Below are 21,637 nucleotides of genomic sequence, written 5' to 3' on the forward strand. Positions count from 1 at the left end.
AAAAATATCCTGAAACCAAACTGATTCTCATCCGTATAGGTATAAGACTATATCTATATTTGTGAGGGGATGCTATTATGGCCTTGATAATCCGTTTTGTCATCATCGCATTCATCGTCTATCTATTCTATCGGGGCATTCGATATTTATTCGACCCTAAACGGAAACTGGACGAGGCGTATGAACAAGAACAATATTATTTTTATGATGATGTTAAAAATGTAAGGAAGAATTTCTTTATCACATATAAAGGTGCCCTCTTTGAAGGTGAAAAGTATTTAGGGACAACTGAAGATTCCTTTGAAGTCGTTTCGATCTTTGTTTGGGTAAAGGATGAAACGAAGCTACAAGGATTTTCGAAAGACGACTTCCATTTTTTATCCTCTGAAATCCATTCAAACTATCCGAAAGCTGAAATCAGCTGGAAAAATCCCATTGAAAAGTTAATGAAGGCCCGTTGAGTACTGACGGGCTTTTTTCAATTTCATAAATTTCGATTATCCATTCCAAATAGGTCGATACCGAGGCTATACACGATGATGCTTATGTAGATAATCGCTAGTACTAAAAATCCGATGCGAAAATTGGTATATCTCGTTTTATGATTGAATACCATCATTCCGATATATGCACCAATTCCCCCACCAAAAATTGCTAATATCCAAAGATTTTTCTCCGGGATTCTGCTTCTTTTTCTTTTTGCCTGTCTTTTATCATATCCCATTGCTGCAAATGACCATATGGATAGGAATACAATCCAACTAATTATCACTGCCTGCATCATCTCAACTCCCCTACCCCTATTCTACACTTTATTGAACAGACAAAGGAAGAAGAACTATTTTTTCTTTTATTTTTATATATGCTAAAAAACCTCGCGTCCGGTAATTCGGCGCGAGGTTTTAAAATTCAATCAAATTATTTTGCAACTGATTGTTTTGCTGTTTCTGCAAGTTGTGCAAATGCTTGAGCATCTGTTACTGCAAGGTCAGCAAGCATTTTACGGTTTACTTCGATGCCAGCCAATTTAAGACCGTGCATCATTGTGCTGTATGAAAGACCATTCATACGTGCAGCCGCGTTGATACGTGTAATCCAAAGTTTGCGGAAATCACGTTTTTTCTGACGGCGGTCACGGTATGCATAGTTAAATGATTTCATGACCTGTTGGTTTGCTACTTTATAAAGTCTATGTTTTGATCCAAAATAGCCTTTAGCTAATTTCAATACTCGATTACGGCGCTTGCGCGTCACTGTTCCACCTTTTACGCGTGGCATAGTTCATTACCTCCTGCTATTCCTAAAGAATGTTTTAATGGTTTACAAATTATTTCATGTATGTGATCATTTCACGGATGCGTTTGTAGTCGCCTGAAGAAACAAGTGAAGCTTTGCGCAAGTGGCGTTTCGCTTTAGTTGACTTGTTGGCAAAAAGGTGACTTGTGTAAGCACGGCCGCGTTTAACTTTACCAGTCGCTGTTTTTTTGAAACGTTTCGCGGATCCGCGGTGAGTTTTCATTTTTGGCATGATCTGTTCCTCCTAAATCGTTCGTGTTACTTTTTTTCGGCAGTCGGGGCAAGTATTAGGAACATGCTCCGGCCTTCCATTTTCGGTTTGACTTCAACCGTTGAAACTTCCTTGCATTCTTCTGCAAAGCGGTCCAAAACGCGTTGACCGATTTCCTTGTGCGTGATTGCACGACCACGGAAACGGATTGACGCTTTCACTTTGTCCCCTGCTTGCAAGAATTTGATACCGTTGCGAAGTTTTGTTTGGAAATCATGTTCGTCAATTGTCGGGCTTAGGCGTACTTCTTTGACGTTGATGATTTTTTGGTTCTTTCTCACTTCACGTTCTTTCTTTTGTTGCTCAAACTTGAATTTTCCATAGTCCATAACACGGGCTACTGGTGGCTTTGCTGTTGGTGCGACTAGGACAAGGTCCAAATTCGCACGCGCTGCGATTTCAAGTGCCTCGTTGCGTGATTTGATTCCAAGCTGGTCGCCATTGTGGTCAATAAGGCGAAGCTCGCGGGCACGGATGCCCTCGTTTACGTACATGTCTTTGCTAATAGTAATCCACCTCCGAATGTTGTCTCACGAATACACGGTTTGGGTATACCGCCCAGTGTTCGACGGTCCCATAGTTCATTCGTTTAGTAAGAGCCGGACAATAAAAAAAGTAGACAAACATGATGTTTGTCTACCCGCTTATGTGTACGCGCAAATGGATGCGCGGCACGTTCACTGATGTGCTACCTGTCAACAACGTTATGCGTCGATCAGGTGAGAAGCGGGCAGCTCCTTCTTATACCACAAACTGTATTCATTAACCTTAATAAGTCTATCATCTTATTTATTCATTGTCAACTTTATTTTTAAAATCTGATTAGCAAACAGTTGATTTCCGCTACAGGCGGACGCTTTCCGTGGGGCGCGGGTGAGCCAATCGAACCACGAAGAGTTCGATTTGCCGTATTTCTGCGCCTTTTGCAGAAATTAAGGCATCCCATCCCAGGTGCTCGTAACGCTGCGCTTTTACTCGCAAAAGCCGTTCTTCGTAACGGCTTTCACTGCGGGGTCTCACCAATCGCGCTTAATCCCACAGGAGTCGCCGCCTTTCGCTTCAATCAACGGAAAGTATTAATACTTATTATCTCTTCTTTAGAAAAACCTCTTTAAAAACGCATAAATCGATTGAAAAGCTTATAAATCGTTGTAGATACGCATAAGTTGGTGACTAGTTACGCATAAATCGTTTTAAAAGCTCATAAATGCCTGCAAATACGCATAAATGCTACTTTGATAGTTATTTTTAAGTGCCTTTATTTGTTTAAGAGCATTTGGCGCGAAATTAGTTGCTGATTTACTTTTTTATTCCCGCGTTCATTTTATTCGTTTTCGTGGGAGACGTCTGCTTGTATTAGGTTTAGGAAGTCGTCGAATGGCATGCTTTCGGATTTTTGTTCGCCGTATTTTCGTACGTTCACTTCGCCCGATTCGACTTCTTTGTCGCCTAAGACTAACATGTACGGGATTTTTTGGACTTGTGCTTCGCGGATTTTATATCCGATTTTTTCGTCCCTGCTGTCAAGGTCGACACGGAATCCTGATGCTACTAATTTTTCTCGTACTTCATTTGCGTAGTCGAAGTGGGCTTCAGGTGAAACAGGGATGACTTCGACTTGAACCGGTGCAAGCCATGTTGGGAATGCGCCTTTGTATTCTTCGATCAGGAATGCAACGAAGCGTTCCATAGTTGAGACTACGCCTCTGTGAATGACGACTGGGCGATGCTGTTTGCCGTCTTCTCCTACGTAAGTTAGATCGAAACGTTCTGGTAGAAGGAAGTCGAGTTGGACAGTCGATAATGTCTCTTCCATGCCGATTGCTGTTTTCACTTGTACGTCGAGTTTCGGACCGTAGAATGCAGCTTCGCCGTCTGCCTCGACGTAAGGAAGTCCTGATTCATCCATTGTTTCCTTTAGCATGCTTTGTGCACGTTCCCACATCTCGTCGTCGTCGAAGTATTTCTCAGTGTCTTCCGGGTCACGGTAGGATAGACGGAAGGAATAGTCCTCAATGCCGAAGTCTTTGTATACGTCGATGATGAGCTGGACTACACGTTTGAATTCCTCTTTGATTTGGTCAGGACGGACGAAGATGTGAGCGTCGTTTAGAGTCATTCCGCGGACTCGTTGAAGTCCGGAAAGTGCTCCCGACATTTCATAACGGTGCATTGTTCCTAATTCAGCGATACGTACTGGTAAGTTTCTGTATGAGTGAATGCCGTTTTTGTAGATCATCATATGGTGCGGGCAGTTCATCGGACGAAGAACGAGATCTTCATTGTCCATGCTCATTACAGGGAACATTCCGTCTTGGTAGTGGCCCCAGTGTCCTGAAGTTTTATATAGTTCTACGCTTCCCAAAACTGGTGTGTAAACATGGTCATAACCAAGTTTTACTTCTTTGTCCACGATATATCTTTCGATGATGCGTCGGATTGTTGCACCTTTTGGTAGCCAAAGTGGTAGACCTTGACCTACTTTTTGTGAGTTTGTGAATAAATTCAATTCTTTCCCGATTTTACGGTGGTCACGTTCTTTCGCTTCTTCTAACATGCGAAGATGTTCTTGCAGTTCTTCTTTTTTGAAGAAAGCTGTTCCGTAAATTCGTTGGAGCATTTTATTTTTAGAATCTCCGCGCCAATATGCACCTGCGATGCTTAACAGTTTGAATTCCTTTAGTTTGCCTGTAGACGGAACGTGGATTCCACGGCAAAGGTCGAAGAATTCGCCTTGCTCGTAGATGGATACTTGTTCCCCTTCCGGTATTGCTTCCAACAGTTCAATTTTGTATGGGTCCTCGATTTCTTTGAAACGATTTTCCGCTTCTTCACGGGAGACATCTACACGTGTTACGGCTAAGTTTTCACCAATGATGCGTTTCATTTCTTTTTCTAATTCAGGTAGATCCTCGGCTGTGATTGGCGTTGGAGAATCGATGTCGTAGTAGAAACCGTTGTCGATTACTGGGCCGATTCCTAATTTCGCGTCAGGGAATTTGCGTTTTACAGCTTGTGCTAATAAGTGAGCTGTACTGTGACGTAGGATTTCAAGGGCTTCGGGAGATTGCGGTGTGATGATTGCGATGTCTCCGTCTTCATGAATTGGTGTTTTAAGGTCTATAAGCTTGTCGCCAATTTTACCTGCCAATGCGCTTTTACGAAGGCCGGGGCTGATGGAGCCTGCTACTTCTTCTGTTGTTGTGCCTGTTGGAAATTCCTTTATCGCACCATCTGGAAATTTCAATTGAATATTTTCTGTCATTGCAAACACTCCTTATATTATAAAATGTTGATTTTCGCTGCAGGCGGACGCTTTCCGCGGGCGTCGCTTCAGCCTCCTCACTCCGCTACGCTTCGTTGCGGGGTCTTATGCTGACGCTTTTCCCGCAGGAGTCGCCGCCTTCCGCTTCAATCAACGAATCTCCCTTAATAAAAAACGACAAAAAAGCCCCATCCCAATAAAGGGACGAGGCTGTTGCTCGTGGTTCCACCCTTCTTCCTTCTATCCAGGCATACATAATAAAGCTGGAAAGATGAAGCTCGAAACGGCTAACGGGCCGGGTCCGTCATCGGTTACTAAAAAAGTTCGCCGACGCTGCTCCAAGGTGGTAAATCGATCATCTTCACTTCAGGGCTTCCAGCCAAATGACCCTGTTCTCTGGTAGTGGATTAACCGACTCATGTCCTCTTCAACACATTTTCGAATATAATATCCATTAGTATAAGGAATGTTTAAGAATTTTGCAAGTGGATAAATCCTCCTACATATTTCTCCTGTTTTTCCCCTTCAATTGTACAGGTTTTGCAACAGTTTTAATGCGTTCCATAATTCGTGCTGCCTTGACTTCTTCTTGCTCGCCACGTTGAGTGTACGTTAAATGGTGTTGAAGTTCGTCGTAATTGAAATTTGACGAAAAGAATGTCGGAAGTTTTTCTGCCATTCTGTATTGTAAAATCGTCCCAATTACTTCGTCACGGGCCCATGCAGACATGGACTCCGCCCCGAAGTCGTCTAACATTAAAACTTTTGCTTTTTTTACGAAGTCGATTTTTTCATTTAACGTCTGATCTTGGATCGATTGTTTCATTTCCCGTAAGAATTCGGGGAGATATACAACAACGGTCCGAATGCGAAGATTGGCAAGCTCATTTGCGATTGCGCCTAAAATAAAGGACTTTCCTGTCCCGAATGGACCGTGAATGTAAAGACCTCTTTCAGGCAACTTTTCTTCGTCGCGTATTTCAGCAAAAAATTGTGCTGTAACCTCAGCAACAATATACCTACTGTCATCGTGTTCGAGATCCAGATTATTCAGGCGTGCTTCCATGACATCCTTAGGCATGTACATGCTATTGATCATGCTGGATATATTTCGGCGTTCATCGTCGACAAGTTTATTCGGACATTTTATATAATCGAGATCTATGAACCCCTGGCTGAGCACAAGCCTCGGCTCAAACCCTTTCATCACATTGACGCAGCCATCGATATTCGGGCATTTATCACATCGATGGGAGGCAGTAGTATATTCATATAATTTCCCTAAACTTTTGTCGACTACAGACTTATCAATTTGATCTGAATGGTCGGTGATGAACTGTTGGACGCCTGGGGACTCCATCACTTCATTCCTTAATTGTTCATATCTTGCTGTTAAGTCCGAAGTATTGAATACTCGCTTCATTGCATTTCCGATTCTCTCCAACTTTATTTCACCCCGCTTGATATTGCATTAAGTTTTTCCTGTAGAAGTCGCTTGCGTTCGTTGTCGATCGATGGTTCATCATTGGAAATCGGTTTCTGTTCTTTTTCTTCATCCTTTTGATGAAACCATTCCGGCACCTTTTCCACTCTAGTCGGCTTTCGGGATGTCGTTTTCTTCTTACTTCCTTCATTTTGCCATTTAATGTACTGATCATGTTCTTTCCGTGAGATTTCTATCGCTTCTCTTGCTGTCGAAATCTTTTTATTCGCCCAATGTGAAGCAATTCTTTCAGCATAGTTTTTCGTGATTTTACCGTCGTTACGGATAATGATATAGTGCAGCAACACATTTACAACCCCAATCTCAAAGCCATGGATAGTTACTAACCGCTCGGCAAGTTCAACATCAACCGGAAGTGGTTCATTACCCGTGTAATCTTTCAACATTTCACGAGGGGCGGTATTTTCCATATAGAAGATGAATTTATCCTCACGCGATTTGGGCTCTTCAAGTGGAGTGTCTGGTTGTTTCGTGAAGACTTTTTCAATCGTTGGCACATTTTGCGAAATGTTCGTCTTATAATAATCGACAGCTGCTTTTCGTACTCTGTTTTCAGGAAGCTTTAAATTTTCGTCTAACGCCATCATGATTACTTTTTGCATATCAATCGGTGTAAGAGAATAAAGAAATGACAATTTCTCTATCAATTCTTTGGGCACTGAAGCAAGGGACGACTTAGGAACCATTTGTTCCGAAAGACCGGAACGTAATAGGTTAAAATCGAAATCAGAATGAGCGATTTGAATACCTTTCGATTCATTTCGGCCTTTTATATCGCCAATTTCATCCGATTGTTCGATTGCCCCTGGACGGATAGGTTTATAAACGTCAAGAAAAGTACGTGAAACTTCTTTATATGAATCATCGAGTAAATTCTCATCCAAAAAACGGTTCCTTAATCCGCGGTACGCTTGCTCCCCAATTTTACTAAAAAGGAAGGTGGATAGAAGCGGATCATCGAAAAATGATTTTGCATCCATCGGTGCTAACAGTTCGTATATGAAGGATCGATCATCACCATCTTGTTTGCAATATGTGCGCAACAAGCCGATTGCTTCGAGTGATATTCTTGCTTCGAAAACTTGTCCTAATGGCATTGTCAATAAATTCATAAGATAATAATGGTTAAACTCATTGTCTTTTTCCCGTTCCGCATCAGCCCAAAAAGACATGAAGAGACTCATTGCTTGTGGGCCGATTAATGGTTGGTAAAATAGTGTGAGGAGTTGCCGGTCATAGTCCGAGAATGGACTTGCCATCTTTAGTTTGAATGTATCTACTGGTTGCAGTTCTTGATAGAGCATTTCGGAACCCCTCCTTATTAGGTATACGCAATAAACGATTTACGCTCAAATCCTAAATAATTTTCAACACATACTACAATATCAAAAATCAATTTCCATCTTTTTTGTTTTGGAGGTTTTTTAGTTCTTCGATGAAAACTGTAATGTCTTTATATTGTCTGTAAACAGAAGCGAATCGTACGTAGGCGACTTCGTCGACATCGGCCAATTTTCCCATCACCATTTCACCGACGTCTTCTGAATTGATCTCAACAACTCCGGAACTTCTTAATTCTTTTTCTATTAAATAAACTATGTTTTTTAATGCTTCTAATTCAACAGGCCTTTTCTCGCAGGCTCTTATTAATCCTCTAAGCAGTTTTTCTCCATTGAATTCTTCCCGTGTGCCGTCTTTTTTTACGACAATCAGTGGCATTTCTTCCACTTTCTCAAAAGTTGTGAACCGAAATGCGCATTTTTCGCATTCACGGCGTCTTCGAATGGATCGATTCTCCTCAGCCGGTCTGGAATCGACTACCCTTGTGCCATTATAATGACAAGCTGGACATATCATTTCGTCTTCCTCCGAATTTCCCTATAGTATATTGATTATAACAGAAGTTTGTCGAAAAAATCGAAGGGGATCCTAAAGAAATAAATAAAGAGAAAAAAGCCGTCCAAGTCAAGCGGGGACTTAGGCGGCTTTTACACATTATCTAATGTTAATTAAGCTTTTAGTGCTTTTGCAACTTTTTGAGTTAATTCGACAACACGTGCAGAATAGCCCCACTCGTTGTCGTACCAAGCAAGAACTTTCACCTTGTGGTCTCCCATTACGATTGTGGACAAACCGTCAATTGTTGCAGATTCAGTTGTTGTATTGAAATCAATAGAAACTAAAGGTTCAGTTGTGAAACGAAGGATTCCTGATAGCGCGCCATTCGCCGCCTCTTTAAATGCCTCATTCACTTCTTCAACCGTTACGTCTCTTTGTACATCTACAACTAAGTCAACTAACGAAACATTTGGTGTTGGAACGCGAAGTGCCATACCATGAATTTTCCCTTCAAGTTCAGGCAATACGAGCGATAATGCTTTTGCAGCGCCTGTCGAAGTCGGGATAATCGATTGTGCACATGCACGTGCACGACGAAGATCCTTATGAGGGTTATCCAAGTTCTTTTGGTCATTTGTATACGCATGTACAGTAGTCATCAAGCCGTTTTCAATGCCAAATGTGTCGTTTAGCACTTTTACAACAGGTGCAAGACAGTTTGTCGTGCAGCTTGCGTTGGAAATAACATCATGCTTCTCGATATCAAGCTTATCGTCATTCACGCCTAAAACGATTGTGATATCTTCATTTTTACCAGGTGCAGTTAAAATGACCTTTTTCGCACCCGCTTCAATATGAAGTGCAGCTTTGTCACGGGAATTGAAAACTCCAGTCGCTTCAATAACGATATCGACACCAAGGTCCTTCCAAGGCAATTTGGATGGATCGCGTTCTGCTATTAATTGGACACGCTTTCCATTAATAACCAGCGCATCTTCCTCAGCAACGACTTCTCCGTCAAACACTCCATGATTTGTATCATACTTAATCAAATGGGCCAAAGTTTCAGCCGGATACGATGCGTTTACTGCAACTACATTCACGTCATCCTGTGTAATAATTTGGCGGAAAACCATACGTCCGATTCTACCAAAACCATTTATCGCTATCGAAGTAGTCATGTAAATTATCCCCCTGCTATATGTTATACTTTTTATATTTTATCCGATAATTAGTATAGCACATTTTACTTAGGTGGAAAGAGTTTGTGAGCCAATTAACAATGTTCCACTTTTCAGAGAATACATTTATGGCAACACGAGCCATTTCGCTAAAATTTCATCAAGCTGGCGTTCAGTTTCTTCTAATGAATCGTTATTATTAATAACAGCGTCCGCCCCTTTTTCCTTTTCAGAAATCGGCAGTTGTGAGTTAATACGTGCATCCGCTTCTTCACCAGTTAAATTATTCCTTGCCATTAAACGGTCCCGTTGGATAGAAGGCGTTGCAGAGACGACAATAATTTTCTCGACATAGGACTGAAGCTTACTTTCAAATAGTAATGGAATATCCATTATGACCGTATTAAACCCTTTTTCGAGCCATGATTCCTTTTGGCGGATCATTTCTTGACGGACAGCCGGATGCATGATTGCATTCAGTTTTTCACGTTTAAGTTGGTCATTGAATATAAGGCTGCCTAACTTTTCACGGTTAAGCCCACCATTCTGATCAATAACCTCTTTTCCAAATGCATCAGCTATCTTTTCCAACACAATACTTCCCGGCTCTACTACCTGCCTTGAAATTTCATCTGCATCGACAATCGGGTATCCTTTTTCTTTCAACATCCGTGAAACGGTACTTTTACCGGTTGCTATGCTTCCTGTCAAACCGATGATCATCGGATCCATCCCCTTACCTCTGGCATTTTGGACAATAGACGGAAGTTCTCCCGGCTATTTTCAAGCTTTTTGTTGAACTACCACACTGACTGCAAACTTTTTTTCCGTACATTTTAAGTCGAGTCTGCATCGTACCAGCTTCTCCATTTATATTTCTATAATCAGAAATGGAGCTTCCGCCAGCGTCAATACTTTCCTGTAAAGTTTCAACAATTGCTTTAAATAATTCTTTTTTCCTTTTTGCACTAATTCGTTCGGTCGTTCGATTCGGATGTATTTTCATTCGGAAAAGGGCCTCAGTTGCATAAATATTCCCGCATCCCGATATGACATGCCCATCCATAATGACTTCTTTTATCGGTTTTCTTGCATATTTGGGCGTGGAAGCCATAGTCAAAAAATGATCTATGGCTTCTTCAGAGAATGGTTCCGGCGCCATTTTCAGCAATGGGGAATAATCCTCTTCTTTACCTAATAAGCGTAGCTCTCCAAATCTTCGTATATCGGAATAGACTAACATTCCGCCATCTTCCATCTTGAAAATGACATGGATATGGTTTCTAAACTTCCGTTCCGTCACTTCATCTAAAGAATCCACGACAAACCACGCACCAGACATTCCAAGATGGCTTACCAACAAATGCGGCTGTCCAGCTTTTTTAAGGTGAAAATAAATATATTTACTTCTTCTTGTAATATCCATAATCGTCATTTGGGAAAGTTCTTCTATAAAATCCTCCAATGTCTTCCCTTTGACAATTGCTTCTTTCCCTAATTCCTTGGAACTTCGGATAACATCTGAAACCTTTACTTCCGAAATGGTACGACCTTTTGACGCAGGTGATAGTTCACGTACAACACCTTCAACCTCAGGTAGTTCCGGCATACTAATTCCTCACTTCGTTTCATACCAAGATAGTCCATACGCCCACTCAACTTTCAAAGGAACATCAAGTGTCAATGCGGATTCCATCACTTCAGGTACAATTTCCTTTAGTTTCTCTATTTCATCTTCCGGTGCTTCAAAAATCAATTCATCATGTACTTGAAGAAGCATTCGAGTTTGAAGGCCTTCTTCTTTCAATCTTGCATCCATGTCAATCATCGCTTTTTTGATGATGTCAGCGGCTGTCCCTTGGATTGGGGTATTCATCGCCGTTCTTTCCGCAAAACTTCTTAAGTTAAAATTAGAACTCGTTATATCAGGTAAATAGCGTCTTCTATTCATCATTGTAAGGACATAACCTTTCATTTTCGCGTCAGAAACAATATCTTCCATGTATTGCTTAACTCCAGGGAACGTCTCTAAATACGTATCGATGAATTTTCCTGCTTCTTTACGGGTTATATTCAAACTTTGGGAAAGGCCATAGTCGCTAATACCATAGACAATACCGAAGTTAACTGCCTTCGCAGTTCTTCGCATATCCGAAGAAACTCCATCCTTATCTACGCCGAACACATCCATCGCAGTTTTTGTATGGATATCCTCGTCATCCCGGAAAGCAGCAATCATTTTTTCATCTTGCGACATATGAGCAAGAACACGCAGTTCGATTTGCGAGTAATCCGCTGCAAACATTACCCAACCCGGTTCGGATGGAACAAAAGCCGCCCGGATTTTTCTGCCTTCCTCCAAACGTATCGGGATATTTTGGAGATTTGGATTAATCGAGCTTAAACGTCCTGTTTGTGTTAAAGCTTGTTGGAAACGAGTATGAATTTTACCATCTTCATGGATTTCCTTCGTAAGCCCTTCAATATAAGTTGAATTCAGTTTTCCAAGCTGTCTGTATGTCAAAATGAAACCGATAATTTCATGTTCGCTCTCAAGTTTCTCGAGTACATCGGCCGCGGTGGAATATCCCGTCTTTGTTTTCTTTATTGGAGTCAGACCGATTTTTTCAAACAAAATTTCACCAAGTTGCTTTGGAGAGTTAATATTGAATTTTTGCCCTGCCATTTCATAGATGATCGATTCCAACTCTGAGAGCCTTGCTGATAATTCAATTCCAATTTGACGCAGGATGCCTAAGTCCGTTTTCACTCCCGTCGTTTCCATCTTCCCAAGGATTTTAGCCAATGGCATTTCAAGCTCACGGTACAACTCAAATTGCTCATTATCACGAAGCTTGTCCTCTAGTTTCGGCTTCAGTTTCCAGGCAGCTTGCGCTTTCCTACCGGCGTGATCTGAGAGGATTTCTTCTTTAGGTAATGCCTTTTTAGCACCTTTCCCATAAACAACTTCATCTGACTGGATATCGGTGTAGTTGAATTCCTTGGCAACTGATGCAACGTCCGTGTAGGTAGAAGAAGGGTTTGCAATATAGGTAGCGAGTAATAAATCAAACTCAAAACCATTCACTTCGATTCCGTGTCTGAGCAAGGATGCATAAGCAGCTTTTGAATCGGTTGTGAACTTTTTCTTTTGTTCATCTCGGAACCATTTTTTCAACTTATCCGATTTAACGGCGACTTCAAATGGAATATAGATGATGTTTTCACCATCAGTCATCCCAATGCCTGATATTTCGGAGGCTAAATAATTCTCATCCATCATTTCGACATGAAGTGCCATTTCGTCCGCAAGTTCAATGGACTCAGGATCCGTTACGATATGAACGTCGATTTCCTCAATCGGTCTACTTTCAACTTGGGAATCCATTTTTTCAAGCAATGTTTTAAACTGCAATTCTTCATAAAGAGATTTTACGCTTTCCTCATCCGGCCCAGGATAATCCAAATTCTCGATTGAAATTGTAATAGGCGCATTCACTTCGATCGTCGCAAGTTTCTTGCTCATGAATGCTTGCTCTTCATTCTCAGTCAAGTTTTCTTTCAGTTTTTTGCCGGTTACCTTATCCAATGATTCATAAACTTTCTCGACTGAACCGTATTCCTTCAATAGTTTAATGGCTGTTTTCTCCCCAACGCCTGGAACACCAGGAATATTGTCTGAAGGGTCTCCCATAAGACCTTTCATGTCGATGATTTGAGATGGAGCAAGTCCATATTTCTCCATCACATGTGCCGGAGTGTATTTTTCAAGGTCTGTTATACCTTTTCTTGTAATACAAACTGTCGTATTGTCGCTTGCAAGTTGCGTCAAGTCTTTATCCCCGGAAATGACGATAACTTCCATTCCTTCTGCGTCACCGGTTTTGCTCAATGTCCCGATAATGTCATCGGCTTCGTATTGGTCGAGTTCGTATTGGGGGATTTGAAATGCATCAAGTAATTTTCGTAAATACGGGAATTGCTCTGATAGTTCAGGTGGTGTTTTTTGGCGACCGCCTTTGTATTCGCTGAATGTTGAATGTCTGAATGTTGTTTTACCTGCATCCCAAGCGACAAGTATATGTGTTGGTTTTTCCTCATCGAGGATGTTTTGTAGCATCATTGTGAATCCATAGATAGCGTTCGTATGAATTCCTGTGTCGTTCGTTAATAACGGTAGGGCAAAAAATGCCCGATATGCCAAGCTATTCCCATCCAAAAGTACAATTTTCTCTTTCGACAAATCCGCTCACTCCCTTGATAAAAAAACGTCATCTCCATTTATCTTACCAGTTGGTAGGAAGAAATGAAAATGACGTCTTCTGTTATTCGAGGTAACCTGTTAAAATCTTCGCATATGGCGAGTCGGCAGGCATGATGATCATTGTGTCGTTACCAATCGTGCGTGAGTAAGACTGCAATGTTCGATATAGATTATAGAACTCAGGGTCCTTGGAGAAGGCATTGTTGTAGATTTTTGCTGCTTCTGCCTCACCTTCAGCATGGATGATAGCTGCTTCTTTTTGAGCAGTTGCCAACAACTCTTGCACTCCACGGTCCGTTTCTGCTTCAATCTTTTGCTTTTCTGCATCCCCCTCGGAGAGATATGCCTGAGCAGTCGATTCTCGTTCAGAAATCATCCTTGTGTAGATTGAATGCTCGTTCTCTTCAGGAAGGTCAATTCGTTTCATACGGACATCAATCACTTCAATCCCGTAATTCCCTTCTTCAAGGAACTGGTTCACTTTAGCAGTGACACGGTCATTTAAGCTCCCGCGCTCGGAGTTTTCATCGTTAACAACATCGACATAATTCAATTGACCCATTTCGTTCCGAATTACCGAGTAGATGAACTCTTCCATTCTGGATTCTGCGTTGACGATATTTCGGGCGTTGGATATCATTTTTTGCGCATTTGTTATTTTCCAAACTGCATAGTTGTCAATAATAATCCGCTTTTTATCCTTTGTCGTAATTTCCGCTTCAGAAACATTATAGATCATTTGATTTTTAGGTAGTGTAGAGACCGTTTGAATGAATGGAATTTTCATATTCAAGCCTGGTTGGTCAATGGTTCTTTTAATCTCACCGAACTGTCGAACAACGCGGTATTCATCTTGTTTAACGATAAATACATTCGCTAAAAGGATAATTGCAATTGCAAATAGTACTGTGAGAGCAATTCCTGTTTTTACGGCTTTCCGCGTATTAATTGGGCGTTTTGGTGTAACAACCTTTTGCGAATCTCCTTGATTCGTATTTTTCTGTTTTGCTCGTTGACGTTCCATAAATTTCTCTTCTATGCTTTTGAATGGGTTGTTTTCATTTGACATCAGTTGCCTCCCCCTTCCGTTTGACTAACCGGCGGTGGTGTTTGATTCTCCATCTGTTGCAATGGTAAATACTTCAGTGTTTCTCCATCATCGTTCATGATATAGATTTTAGCTTTCGGTAACACTTGCTCTAACGTTTCGATGATTAAACGTTGTCGAGTAATCGTTTGGTTTTTCATGTATTCCGCATGAAGATCGTTAAAGAGTGCGACATCACCAAGTGCTTGCTCAATACGCGCTGTTTTTTGTCCTAACGCACGTGATTGAATAGCATTCTTCTCACCGATTGCTTCATTTTCCCGTTTGTTCTTATACTTTTGGGCTTCATTGATTTTCGTGTTTTTAGTTTCCCTTGCATCCGTTACAGCCGTGAAAGCCGCACGTACTTCCGCATTTGGGAGCTCTACGTCTTGTAATTTAACACCTTGAATGGAAATCCCGATATCATAATTTCCGACAAGAGTCGTTAATAATTCCCTTGTTTTCCCTTCTATTTCCGCCTTTCCATCCGTCAACGCTGCATCTATCGTCGAACTACCGATAACAGATCTAATTGAGGCTGAAGTAGCGTCATGCAAGATTTCTTCCGGTTTTTGGGAATTGAATAAAAACTTTTGTGGATCCGTAATTTTCCATTGAACTACAAGGTCAGCAAGGACGATATATTCATCCCCCGTAATCATTTTTGTTTCTTTGTCAAAAGAGACAAGTTCTCCGCTCGCATCTTGTTTATATCCGAATTGAAGACTGAACGTTTCTTTTGATAGTTTTTCTACATGTTGTATCGGCCATGGCAGTTTGAAATGCAAGCCTGACTCAGTTACCGGTGTATCCGCCTTACCGAAAGTGATAACAACCGCCTGCTCGGATTCATCGACGGTGTACCAAGTAGTAAATGCGATAACGACTAAAAGAATCCCTGCAATAATAAGTCCTGCCGCTATCGATGCTCGGCGTGTGCTCATATTTGTAATTCCCCTTTCTCTTATGTATCTATTAATCATACGGATGTACTTGCAATAGGTTTCAAAAAAAGAAACCGCATTATGCGGCTTTTTTAGGTAATGTTATTGTAAATGACGTTCCTACACCCAATTCACTTTCCACAGAAACCTTTCCAGCATGTGCTTCAATCAGGTGTTTAACGATGGCTAATCCGAGTCCCGTACCACCGGATTCTCTGCTCCGTCCACGGTCGACTCTGTAAAAACGTTCGAACAGCCTTGGTAATTCATCTTTCTTAATACCGATGCCCTCGTCTGTTACTTGTATAATGACTTGCTCTCTCGTTTCAGAAGTTGTTATAAATATTGTAGTTTGCGCTTTTGAATAATTAATGGAGTTTATTAATAGATTGACCATCACTTGGATGAGCCTACCCTTATCTGCTTGGATGTTAATACCCGACTGACCTTGTACAATTAGATTCATTCCCTTTTTTTCAAGTGGTCCGGAAACGATTTTAATCGAGTCGTCTATTACATCGGAAATATGTACGGATCCATATTGTAAATGGAAGCCCTCTCTTTCGATTCGTGACAATTCTAAAAGATCATCTATGAGAATATCCAGACGGTCACTTTCCTTTTGTATGATTTCAAGGAAATCCTTTAGTACTTGAGGCTCGTTCATCGCGCCATCCAATAATGTTTCGGTAAAACCCTTAATGGAAGTAATTGGGGTTCGTAACTCATGCGATACATTTGCAACGAAATCTTTTCGCACTTCTTCAAGGCGCACCAATTTCGTTATGTCATGGAACACGATGACAATCCCGAGCCAATTACCATGTCGGCCGATAACTGGTGCTCCATAAACATTGAAATACTCATCATCTCTCCTTATTTGACGTTCCGTAACTTTTTCCGTCAAAAACACATCTTCTATTAAGGCTTCAATTTCTTCAGGTAACCCAATTTCCTTTACACTCTTTCCTATCAACGTATTTCTCGAAAATCCAAAAGTCTTTTCAAAAACACCGTTCAGTAAATTTACAGTACCTTCCCTCCCAAAAATCAGAAGGCCACTACCCATACTTTCGATCAAAGTCTTTAACCGTTCCTTTTCCATCGTCCTCAAGATTGATGTTTCCTGTAAGTTTCTAGCAATTTGGTTTAAAAATAGACCAAGCTCATTGTCATTCCCCATTTCTTCGACTGGAGTTCTTGCCAAATAATCTCCTTCTGCAAGTTTTCTTGCTGTTCTCGTCATTAAGTCAATTGGTCTCGTATATTGGCGAATGACACGTGATGCTATGAAGACAGAGAGCAGAAAAAAGACAGTAACGATGACCGAAAGGAAAAGCCAATATTTTTTCTGGACATTTGCTGAAATTTGATGGTCAATCAGATTAAAAAACTGGCCAAGGACAATACCAAGACCAGTCAATTGAATTAAAAAAATAACGATAAAAGCAATTAAAAGTCTATAATAATAGCTTTTCATTTGACCTTTTGCTCCTCAAATTTGTATCCGATTCCTCTAACCGTCTTAATGAAAAGAGGTTTTTTTGTATTTTCCTCAATTTTTTCCCTAAGATGGCTGACATGCACGTCAACGATTCGTGTATCCCCAACAAAATCATAATTCCAGACTGCACTTAAGAGTTGTTCACGGGTAAGCACACGGTTTTTATTTTGCATAAAATAAACAAGTAACTCAAATTCTTTCGGCGTAAACTCAAGTGATTCGTCACGAAGGTACGCTTCATACTGTTCTGGATGTACGGTGAGTGAACCTGATGTAATTATCTGGTCATTTGTCGCCGTCCTATTAGCACTCTCTTGGCTACGACGCAGGACTGCCTTCACACGCGCTATAACCTCTCTCGGGCTAAACGGTTTTGTCATATAGTCATCTGCACCGATTTCCAAACCTAAAACCTTGTCAGGTTCCTCACCTTTTGCGGTGAGCATTATTATCGGAGTATTTATGTTGCGACTTCTAAGGATTTTGCATACTTCAATTCCGTCAATTACAGGCAACATAAGATCAAGCAAAATCAAATCCGGTTTTTCTTCTTCAACTTGTAGGATGGCTTGTGCTCCATCGGCCGCCATAATTGTTTCAAAATTGGATTGTCTAAGATTATAATCGAGTAACGTACGAATTGGCTGTTCATCATCGACTATTAATATCTTGCTAACGATACCCGTCATCCCCCTAAAAAGAAATATTTCTAAAAGTTCTCCAATGCTTGTGCAGTGAGGTTTTTCTCTGTGGAAGGAGGAATCACTGTCACAGTCCCTGAAATAACTGTTTGTTTGTTTTCGTTTGTCGCTTCTATCATAATAATAATGGAATTTTTTTCGTTTTCCACTCGGATTACCTTGAATAGGAATTCTATAGTTTCATAATGATAGACAGGGTTTGGGAATAGTAAATGTTGTTCTGTAACGTGGGAGCCTGGCCCTGGCAAGTATTTTGAAATTGCCGAAGTGACAAAACCTGTTAACATGATTGGTGGAACGATTGGTTTTTCAAATTTCGTTTGAGAAGCATAGTCATGTTGTATGTAGAGCGGGTTTGCATCATTTGTCAATCCAAGATACAGAAGAAGGTCTTTGTCTTCGATTTTTTCGGTTAGTTTTAGTTTCTCCCCGACGACTATTTTTTCAATATCCCTACCAATGCGTCTCTTTTTCCCTAATATCAACTTTTTTCCTCCTTCATTTATAGAGCAATAATTGTTGTTATTGAAAGTGTATCAATTTTCACTTGGAAAGGGCAAGCAACATAGCCGTTGATTTGCGCTCCAGATGGTACGCAATCCGGAGAGCGTACCACCTAAAAGTAATTTTTCACAGGTGGATTCATAGTTAAAAAGTCACGAAACGATGATAACTCCGGGAATTTGACCGATAACTCGTGTACGTGGCTTTACATCTTCTTCAAAAATCCATCCTACTGCGACGAATGCTTTTGACCCAGAAAGCGGCGCCAAAACGGAAAGCAACAGTTTGTATTTTACATAATGGCCAGTTAGTTAAATAAACCGAATTATTATATCTCTATTTTAGCACAAAGCTATTTGTTCCCTTCTATGTTTTCAGTTACTTCTAAAATCCTTCACCTATAGTTAACAAACTTATCAGCAATTAACAAAGGCACACAAATTTAAGAACTGCTGTTAATTGGTTTACAAATTTAATAGGAAACACCGTTGATTGGAGCGGAGAGCGGCGACTCCTGTGGGATTAAGCGCGAATGGTGAGACCCCGCAGGAGCGTAGCGACGAGGAGGCTCACCCGCGCCCCACGGAAAGCGTCCGCTCGCAGCGGAAATCAACATATAACACACTATAGATAATAAAAAAACCGGGAAGCGTGGAAGCTTCCCGGTTTGTTTGGTTAAATTATAGGTTTTTGATTAGTTCGTCTGCGAATTCGGATGTTTTTACTTCTGTTGCTCCGTCCATTAGACGAGCGAAGTCATATGTTACGACTTTAGAAGCAATTGTCTTCTCGATAGATGCAGTGATCATGTTAGCTGCTTCGTTCCATCCCATATGCTCAAGCATCATAACGCCAGAAAGCAATACGGAAGATGGGTTTACTTTGTCAAGGCCAGCGTATTTTGGTGCTGTGCCGTGAGTTGCTTCGAAGATCGCGTGTCCAGTTACATAGTTAATATTAGCTCCTGGAGCGATTCCGATTCCACCTACTTGTGCAGCAAGTGCGTCGGAGATATAGTCACCGTTCAAGTTCATTGTTGCAACAACGTCGAACTCTTTCGGGCGAGTTAGGATTTGTTGTAGGAAGATGTCAGCAATGGAATCCTTGATGATGATCTTGCCTGCAGCTTCAGCGTCAGCTTGTGCTTTGTTTGCAGCATCTGTGCCTTCAGCTTCTTTGATTTGATCGTATTGGTTCCAAGTGAATACTTTATCGCCGAACTCTTGCTCAGCCACTTCGTAACCCCAGTTTTTGAAAGCACCTTCTGTGAACTTCATGATGTTTCCTTTGTGTACTAAAGTTACAGATTTACGGCCTTCTTTAAGTGCGTAGTTGATCGCACCGCGAACAAGGCGTTTTGTACCTTCTTCAGAAACTGGTTTGATACCGATACCTGAAGTTTCAGGGAAGCGGATGTTCTTAACGCCCATTTCATTCTGAAGGAATGCAATCAATTTATTAACTTCTTCAGTACCTTCTTTGTACTCGATACCAGCATAAATATCTTCTGTGTTTTCACGGAAAATGACCATATCGCAATCTTCAGGTCGTTTTACCGGTGAAGGTACACCTTCAAAGTAACGTACAGGACGTAGGCAAGTATATAGATCCAATTCTTGACGAAGAGCAACGTTCAATGAACGGAATCCACCACCGATTGGTGTAGTTAGAGGTCCTTTAATCGCGATTAGGTATTCATCGATTGTGTCAAGAGTTTCTTGTGGTAGCCATTCGCCTGTTTCGTTGAATGCTTTTTCTCCTGCAAGAACTTCTTTCCACTCGATTTCCTTTTTGCCGTCATATGCTTTCTTAACAGCAGCCTCCATTACGCGTGAAGCTGCATGCCAAATATCAGGACCTGTACCGTCACCGATGATGAAAGGGATTGTCGCTTTGTCAGGAACGTTTAGAACGCCGTCAGTTACTGTGATTTTTGCCATTATGAATTCCTCCGTTTCATGATGAGGGGGCTTGTACATTGCTGTACCGCCCCATGGATTACTTTTCAGTTACCCGATAATTGATCTACCGAGTGTACTACTATTATCGCTCGTTGATTGGGACATATTTTTGCAAATCTGGTCCGATATATTCCGCACGTGGACGAATCAGTCTATTGTTGGAGTATTGCTCCAAAATATGTGCTGTCCAACCGGACATACGGGAAACTGCAAAAATTGGTGTGAACAAATCATGATCGATACCAAGTGAATGATATACCGAAGCTGAATAGAAATCAACGTTTGGAGGCAAGTTTTTCTCACCAGTTACGATAGACTCGATTTTCTCGGACATGTTATACCATTTTTCTTCACCGCGAAGTGTTGTCAATTTCTTGGACATTGCACGAAGGTGTTTTGCACGCGGGTCACCTTTACGGTATACACGGTGGCCGAAGCCCATGATTTTTTCTTTATTGTCAAGCTTTTCCCTAATATAGGATTCTACATTTTCTTCTGATCCGATTTCCATTAGCATCTTCATAACTTGCTCATTTGCACCGCCATGAAGTGGGCCTTTTAGAGCTCCGATTGCTGCAGTAATTCCGGAATAGATGTCTGCAAGTGTTGCCACACATACACGTGCCGTGAACGTGGAAGCGTTCAACTCGTGATCTGCATGAAGAACCAAAGCTTTGTCGAATGCTTCGATAGCAATTTCTTCAGGTTCTTCACCATTCAACATATAAAGGAAATTAGCAGCATAACCAAGCTCAGTTTTAGGTGCAACCGGCTCAAGTCCTTTACGGATGCGTGAAAATGCAGTTACAACAGTAGCAACTTTTGCCTGTAGTTTGATAGCTTTTTCATAGTTTGCTTCATCAGACATATCTTCCGCTTTTTCATCGTACAATCCTAATAGAGAGATTGCTGTACGCAATGCAGCCATCGGGTGTACTTCGGCTATTGGATATGTTTTGAAATGATTAAGTACTTCTTGAGGGATAGACATATTATCCGCTAATTGCTGCTTTAGTTCAGCAAGCTCGTCCTCTTTAGGTAAACGTTGGTGCCATAATAGATAAACAACTTCCTCAAAGCTTGCATTCTCTGCGAGGTCGTCGATATCGTAACCGACATATGTAAGGGTGTCATCAATAATAGAACTGATGGCAGACTGTGTAGCTACGATTCCTTCCAAACCTTTTGATGCTGTCATTTAAATCGCTCCTTCAGTCAATTTTGCCTATTTTCAACAAAATTTGTGAACCTAGGCAAATCTATTTTTTATTTAGTACTGCCTGAAACGCTTACATGACCATTATAAGCAAATA

Annotated in this window: 20 protein-coding genes and 1 other annotated feature; of the genes, 1 reads left to right on the plus strand and 19 read right to left on the minus strand. The window is 41.1% G+C overall.

Features of this window, described 5'->3' with window-relative positions; all coding sequences use genetic code 11:
* The first annotated feature begins 77 nt into the window (after positions 1-77).
* Positions 78-461, plus strand: a complete 384-nt coding sequence (locus NSQ43_RS13335) for a sigma-w pathway protein ysdB (protein ID WP_339250938.1) — start codon at positions 78-80, stop codon at positions 459-461.
* A 23-nt stretch (positions 462-484) separates the two neighbouring features.
* Here NSQ43_RS13335 and NSQ43_RS13340 read toward each other — a convergent pair whose 3' ends face one another.
* The 19 genes from NSQ43_RS13340 to citZ form a co-directional block, all read right to left on the minus strand.
* Positions 485-781, minus strand: a complete 297-nt coding sequence (locus NSQ43_RS13340) for a DUF1294 domain-containing protein (protein ID WP_339250940.1) — start codon at positions 779-781, stop codon at positions 485-487.
* Between the two features lie 137 nt (positions 782-918).
* On the minus strand, positions 919-1,278 hold the full coding sequence (rplT, locus tag NSQ43_RS13345; RefSeq protein ID WP_339250941.1) for a 50S ribosomal protein L20: 360 nt from the start codon (positions 1,276-1,278) through the stop codon (positions 919-921).
* Between the two features lie 49 nt (positions 1,279-1,327).
* Positions 1,328-1,528 carry a 50S ribosomal protein L35 gene (rpmI, locus tag NSQ43_RS13350; protein WP_041075504.1) on the minus strand — a complete coding sequence of 67 codons (201 nt, stop codon included), beginning with the start codon at positions 1,526-1,528 and terminating at the stop codon, positions 1,328-1,330.
* A gap of 26 nt (positions 1,529-1,554) precedes the next feature.
* Complete coding sequence (gene infC / locus NSQ43_RS13355; RefSeq protein ID WP_301242853.1) at positions 1,555-2,061, minus strand: translation initiation factor IF-3; 507 nt, start codon at positions 2,059-2,061, stop codon at positions 1,555-1,557.
* Positions 2,062-2,168: 107 nt separating this feature from the next.
* Positions 2,169-2,316: a sequence feature (ribosomal protein L20 leader region), on the minus strand.
* A 575-nt stretch (positions 2,317-2,891) separates the two neighbouring features.
* Positions 2,892-4,832 carry a threonine--tRNA ligase gene (gene thrS / locus NSQ43_RS13360; RefSeq protein WP_339250947.1) on the minus strand — a complete coding sequence of 647 codons (1,941 nt, stop codon included), beginning with the start codon at positions 4,830-4,832 and terminating at the stop codon, positions 2,892-2,894.
* A gap of 499 nt (positions 4,833-5,331) precedes the next feature.
* A complete protein-coding gene (gene dnaI / locus NSQ43_RS13365) occupies positions 5,332-6,276 on the minus strand; it encodes a primosomal protein DnaI (protein ID WP_339250949.1) in 945 nt (314 codons plus the stop codon).
* Between the two features lie 2 nt (positions 6,277-6,278).
* Positions 6,279-7,640: a DnaD domain protein gene (locus NSQ43_RS13370; protein WP_339250950.1), complete on the minus strand. Its 1,362-nt coding sequence runs from the start codon at positions 7,638-7,640 to the stop codon at positions 6,279-6,281.
* Between the two features lie 88 nt (positions 7,641-7,728).
* Positions 7,729-8,193, minus strand: a complete 465-nt coding sequence (gene nrdR / locus NSQ43_RS13375) for a transcriptional regulator NrdR (protein ID WP_339250952.1) — start codon at positions 8,191-8,193, stop codon at positions 7,729-7,731.
* Between the two features lie 152 nt (positions 8,194-8,345).
* Complete coding sequence (locus NSQ43_RS13380; RefSeq protein WP_339250954.1) at positions 8,346-9,356, minus strand: glyceraldehyde-3-phosphate dehydrogenase; 1,011 nt, start codon at positions 9,354-9,356, stop codon at positions 8,346-8,348.
* A gap of 126 nt (positions 9,357-9,482) precedes the next feature.
* Positions 9,483-10,079 carry a dephospho-CoA kinase gene (coaE, locus tag NSQ43_RS13385; RefSeq protein ID WP_339254919.1) on the minus strand — a complete coding sequence of 199 codons (597 nt, stop codon included), beginning with the start codon at positions 10,077-10,079 and terminating at the stop codon, positions 9,483-9,485.
* A gap of 13 nt (positions 10,080-10,092) precedes the next feature.
* Positions 10,093-10,965: a bifunctional DNA-formamidopyrimidine glycosylase/DNA-(apurinic or apyrimidinic site) lyase gene (mutM, locus tag NSQ43_RS13390; RefSeq protein ID WP_339250955.1), complete on the minus strand. Its 873-nt coding sequence runs from the start codon at positions 10,963-10,965 to the stop codon at positions 10,093-10,095.
* A 9-nt stretch (positions 10,966-10,974) separates the two neighbouring features.
* Positions 10,975-13,599 carry a DNA polymerase I gene (gene polA / locus NSQ43_RS13395; RefSeq protein WP_339250956.1) on the minus strand — a complete coding sequence of 875 codons (2,625 nt, stop codon included), beginning with the start codon at positions 13,597-13,599 and terminating at the stop codon, positions 10,975-10,977.
* An 82-nt stretch (positions 13,600-13,681) separates the two neighbouring features.
* Positions 13,682-14,689 carry a protease modulator HflC gene (locus NSQ43_RS13400; protein ID WP_339250958.1) on the minus strand — a complete coding sequence of 336 codons (1,008 nt, stop codon included), beginning with the start codon at positions 14,687-14,689 and terminating at the stop codon, positions 13,682-13,684.
* Positions 14,689-15,654: an FtsH protease activity modulator HflK gene (hflK, locus tag NSQ43_RS13405; RefSeq protein WP_339250960.1), complete on the minus strand. Its 966-nt coding sequence runs from the start codon at positions 15,652-15,654 to the stop codon at positions 14,689-14,691. The genes NSQ43_RS13400 and hflK overlap by 1 nt, the downstream gene beginning before the upstream one ends.
* 79 nt (positions 15,655-15,733) lie before the next feature.
* Positions 15,734-17,134, minus strand: coding sequence for an ATP-binding protein (locus NSQ43_RS13410; protein WP_339250962.1), 1,401 nt, complete (start codon positions 17,132-17,134; stop codon positions 15,734-15,736).
* On the minus strand, positions 17,131-17,838 hold the full coding sequence (locus NSQ43_RS13415) for a response regulator transcription factor (RefSeq protein ID WP_339254921.1): 708 nt from the start codon (positions 17,836-17,838) through the stop codon (positions 17,131-17,133). Before NSQ43_RS13415 ends, NSQ43_RS13410 begins: the two co-directional genes overlap by 4 nt.
* Positions 17,839-17,867: 29 nt before the next feature.
* Positions 17,868-18,344, minus strand: coding sequence for a MaoC/PaaZ C-terminal domain-containing protein (locus tag NSQ43_RS13420; protein ID WP_339250963.1), 477 nt, complete (start codon positions 18,342-18,344; stop codon positions 17,868-17,870).
* A 699-nt stretch (positions 18,345-19,043) separates the two neighbouring features.
* On the minus strand, positions 19,044-20,303 hold the full coding sequence (gene icd, locus NSQ43_RS13425) for an NADP-dependent isocitrate dehydrogenase (RefSeq protein ID WP_339250964.1): 1,260 nt from the start codon (positions 20,301-20,303) through the stop codon (positions 19,044-19,046).
* A gap of 103 nt (positions 20,304-20,406) precedes the next feature.
* A complete protein-coding gene (gene citZ, locus NSQ43_RS13430) occupies positions 20,407-21,522 on the minus strand; it encodes a citrate synthase (protein ID WP_339250965.1) in 1,116 nt (371 codons plus the stop codon).
* Positions 21,523-21,637: the final 115 nt, after the last annotated feature.

The organism is Sporosarcina sp. FSL W8-0480, assembly GCF_037963765.1.
Taxonomy (GTDB): Bacteria; Bacillota; Bacilli; order Bacillales_A; family Planococcaceae; genus Sporosarcina.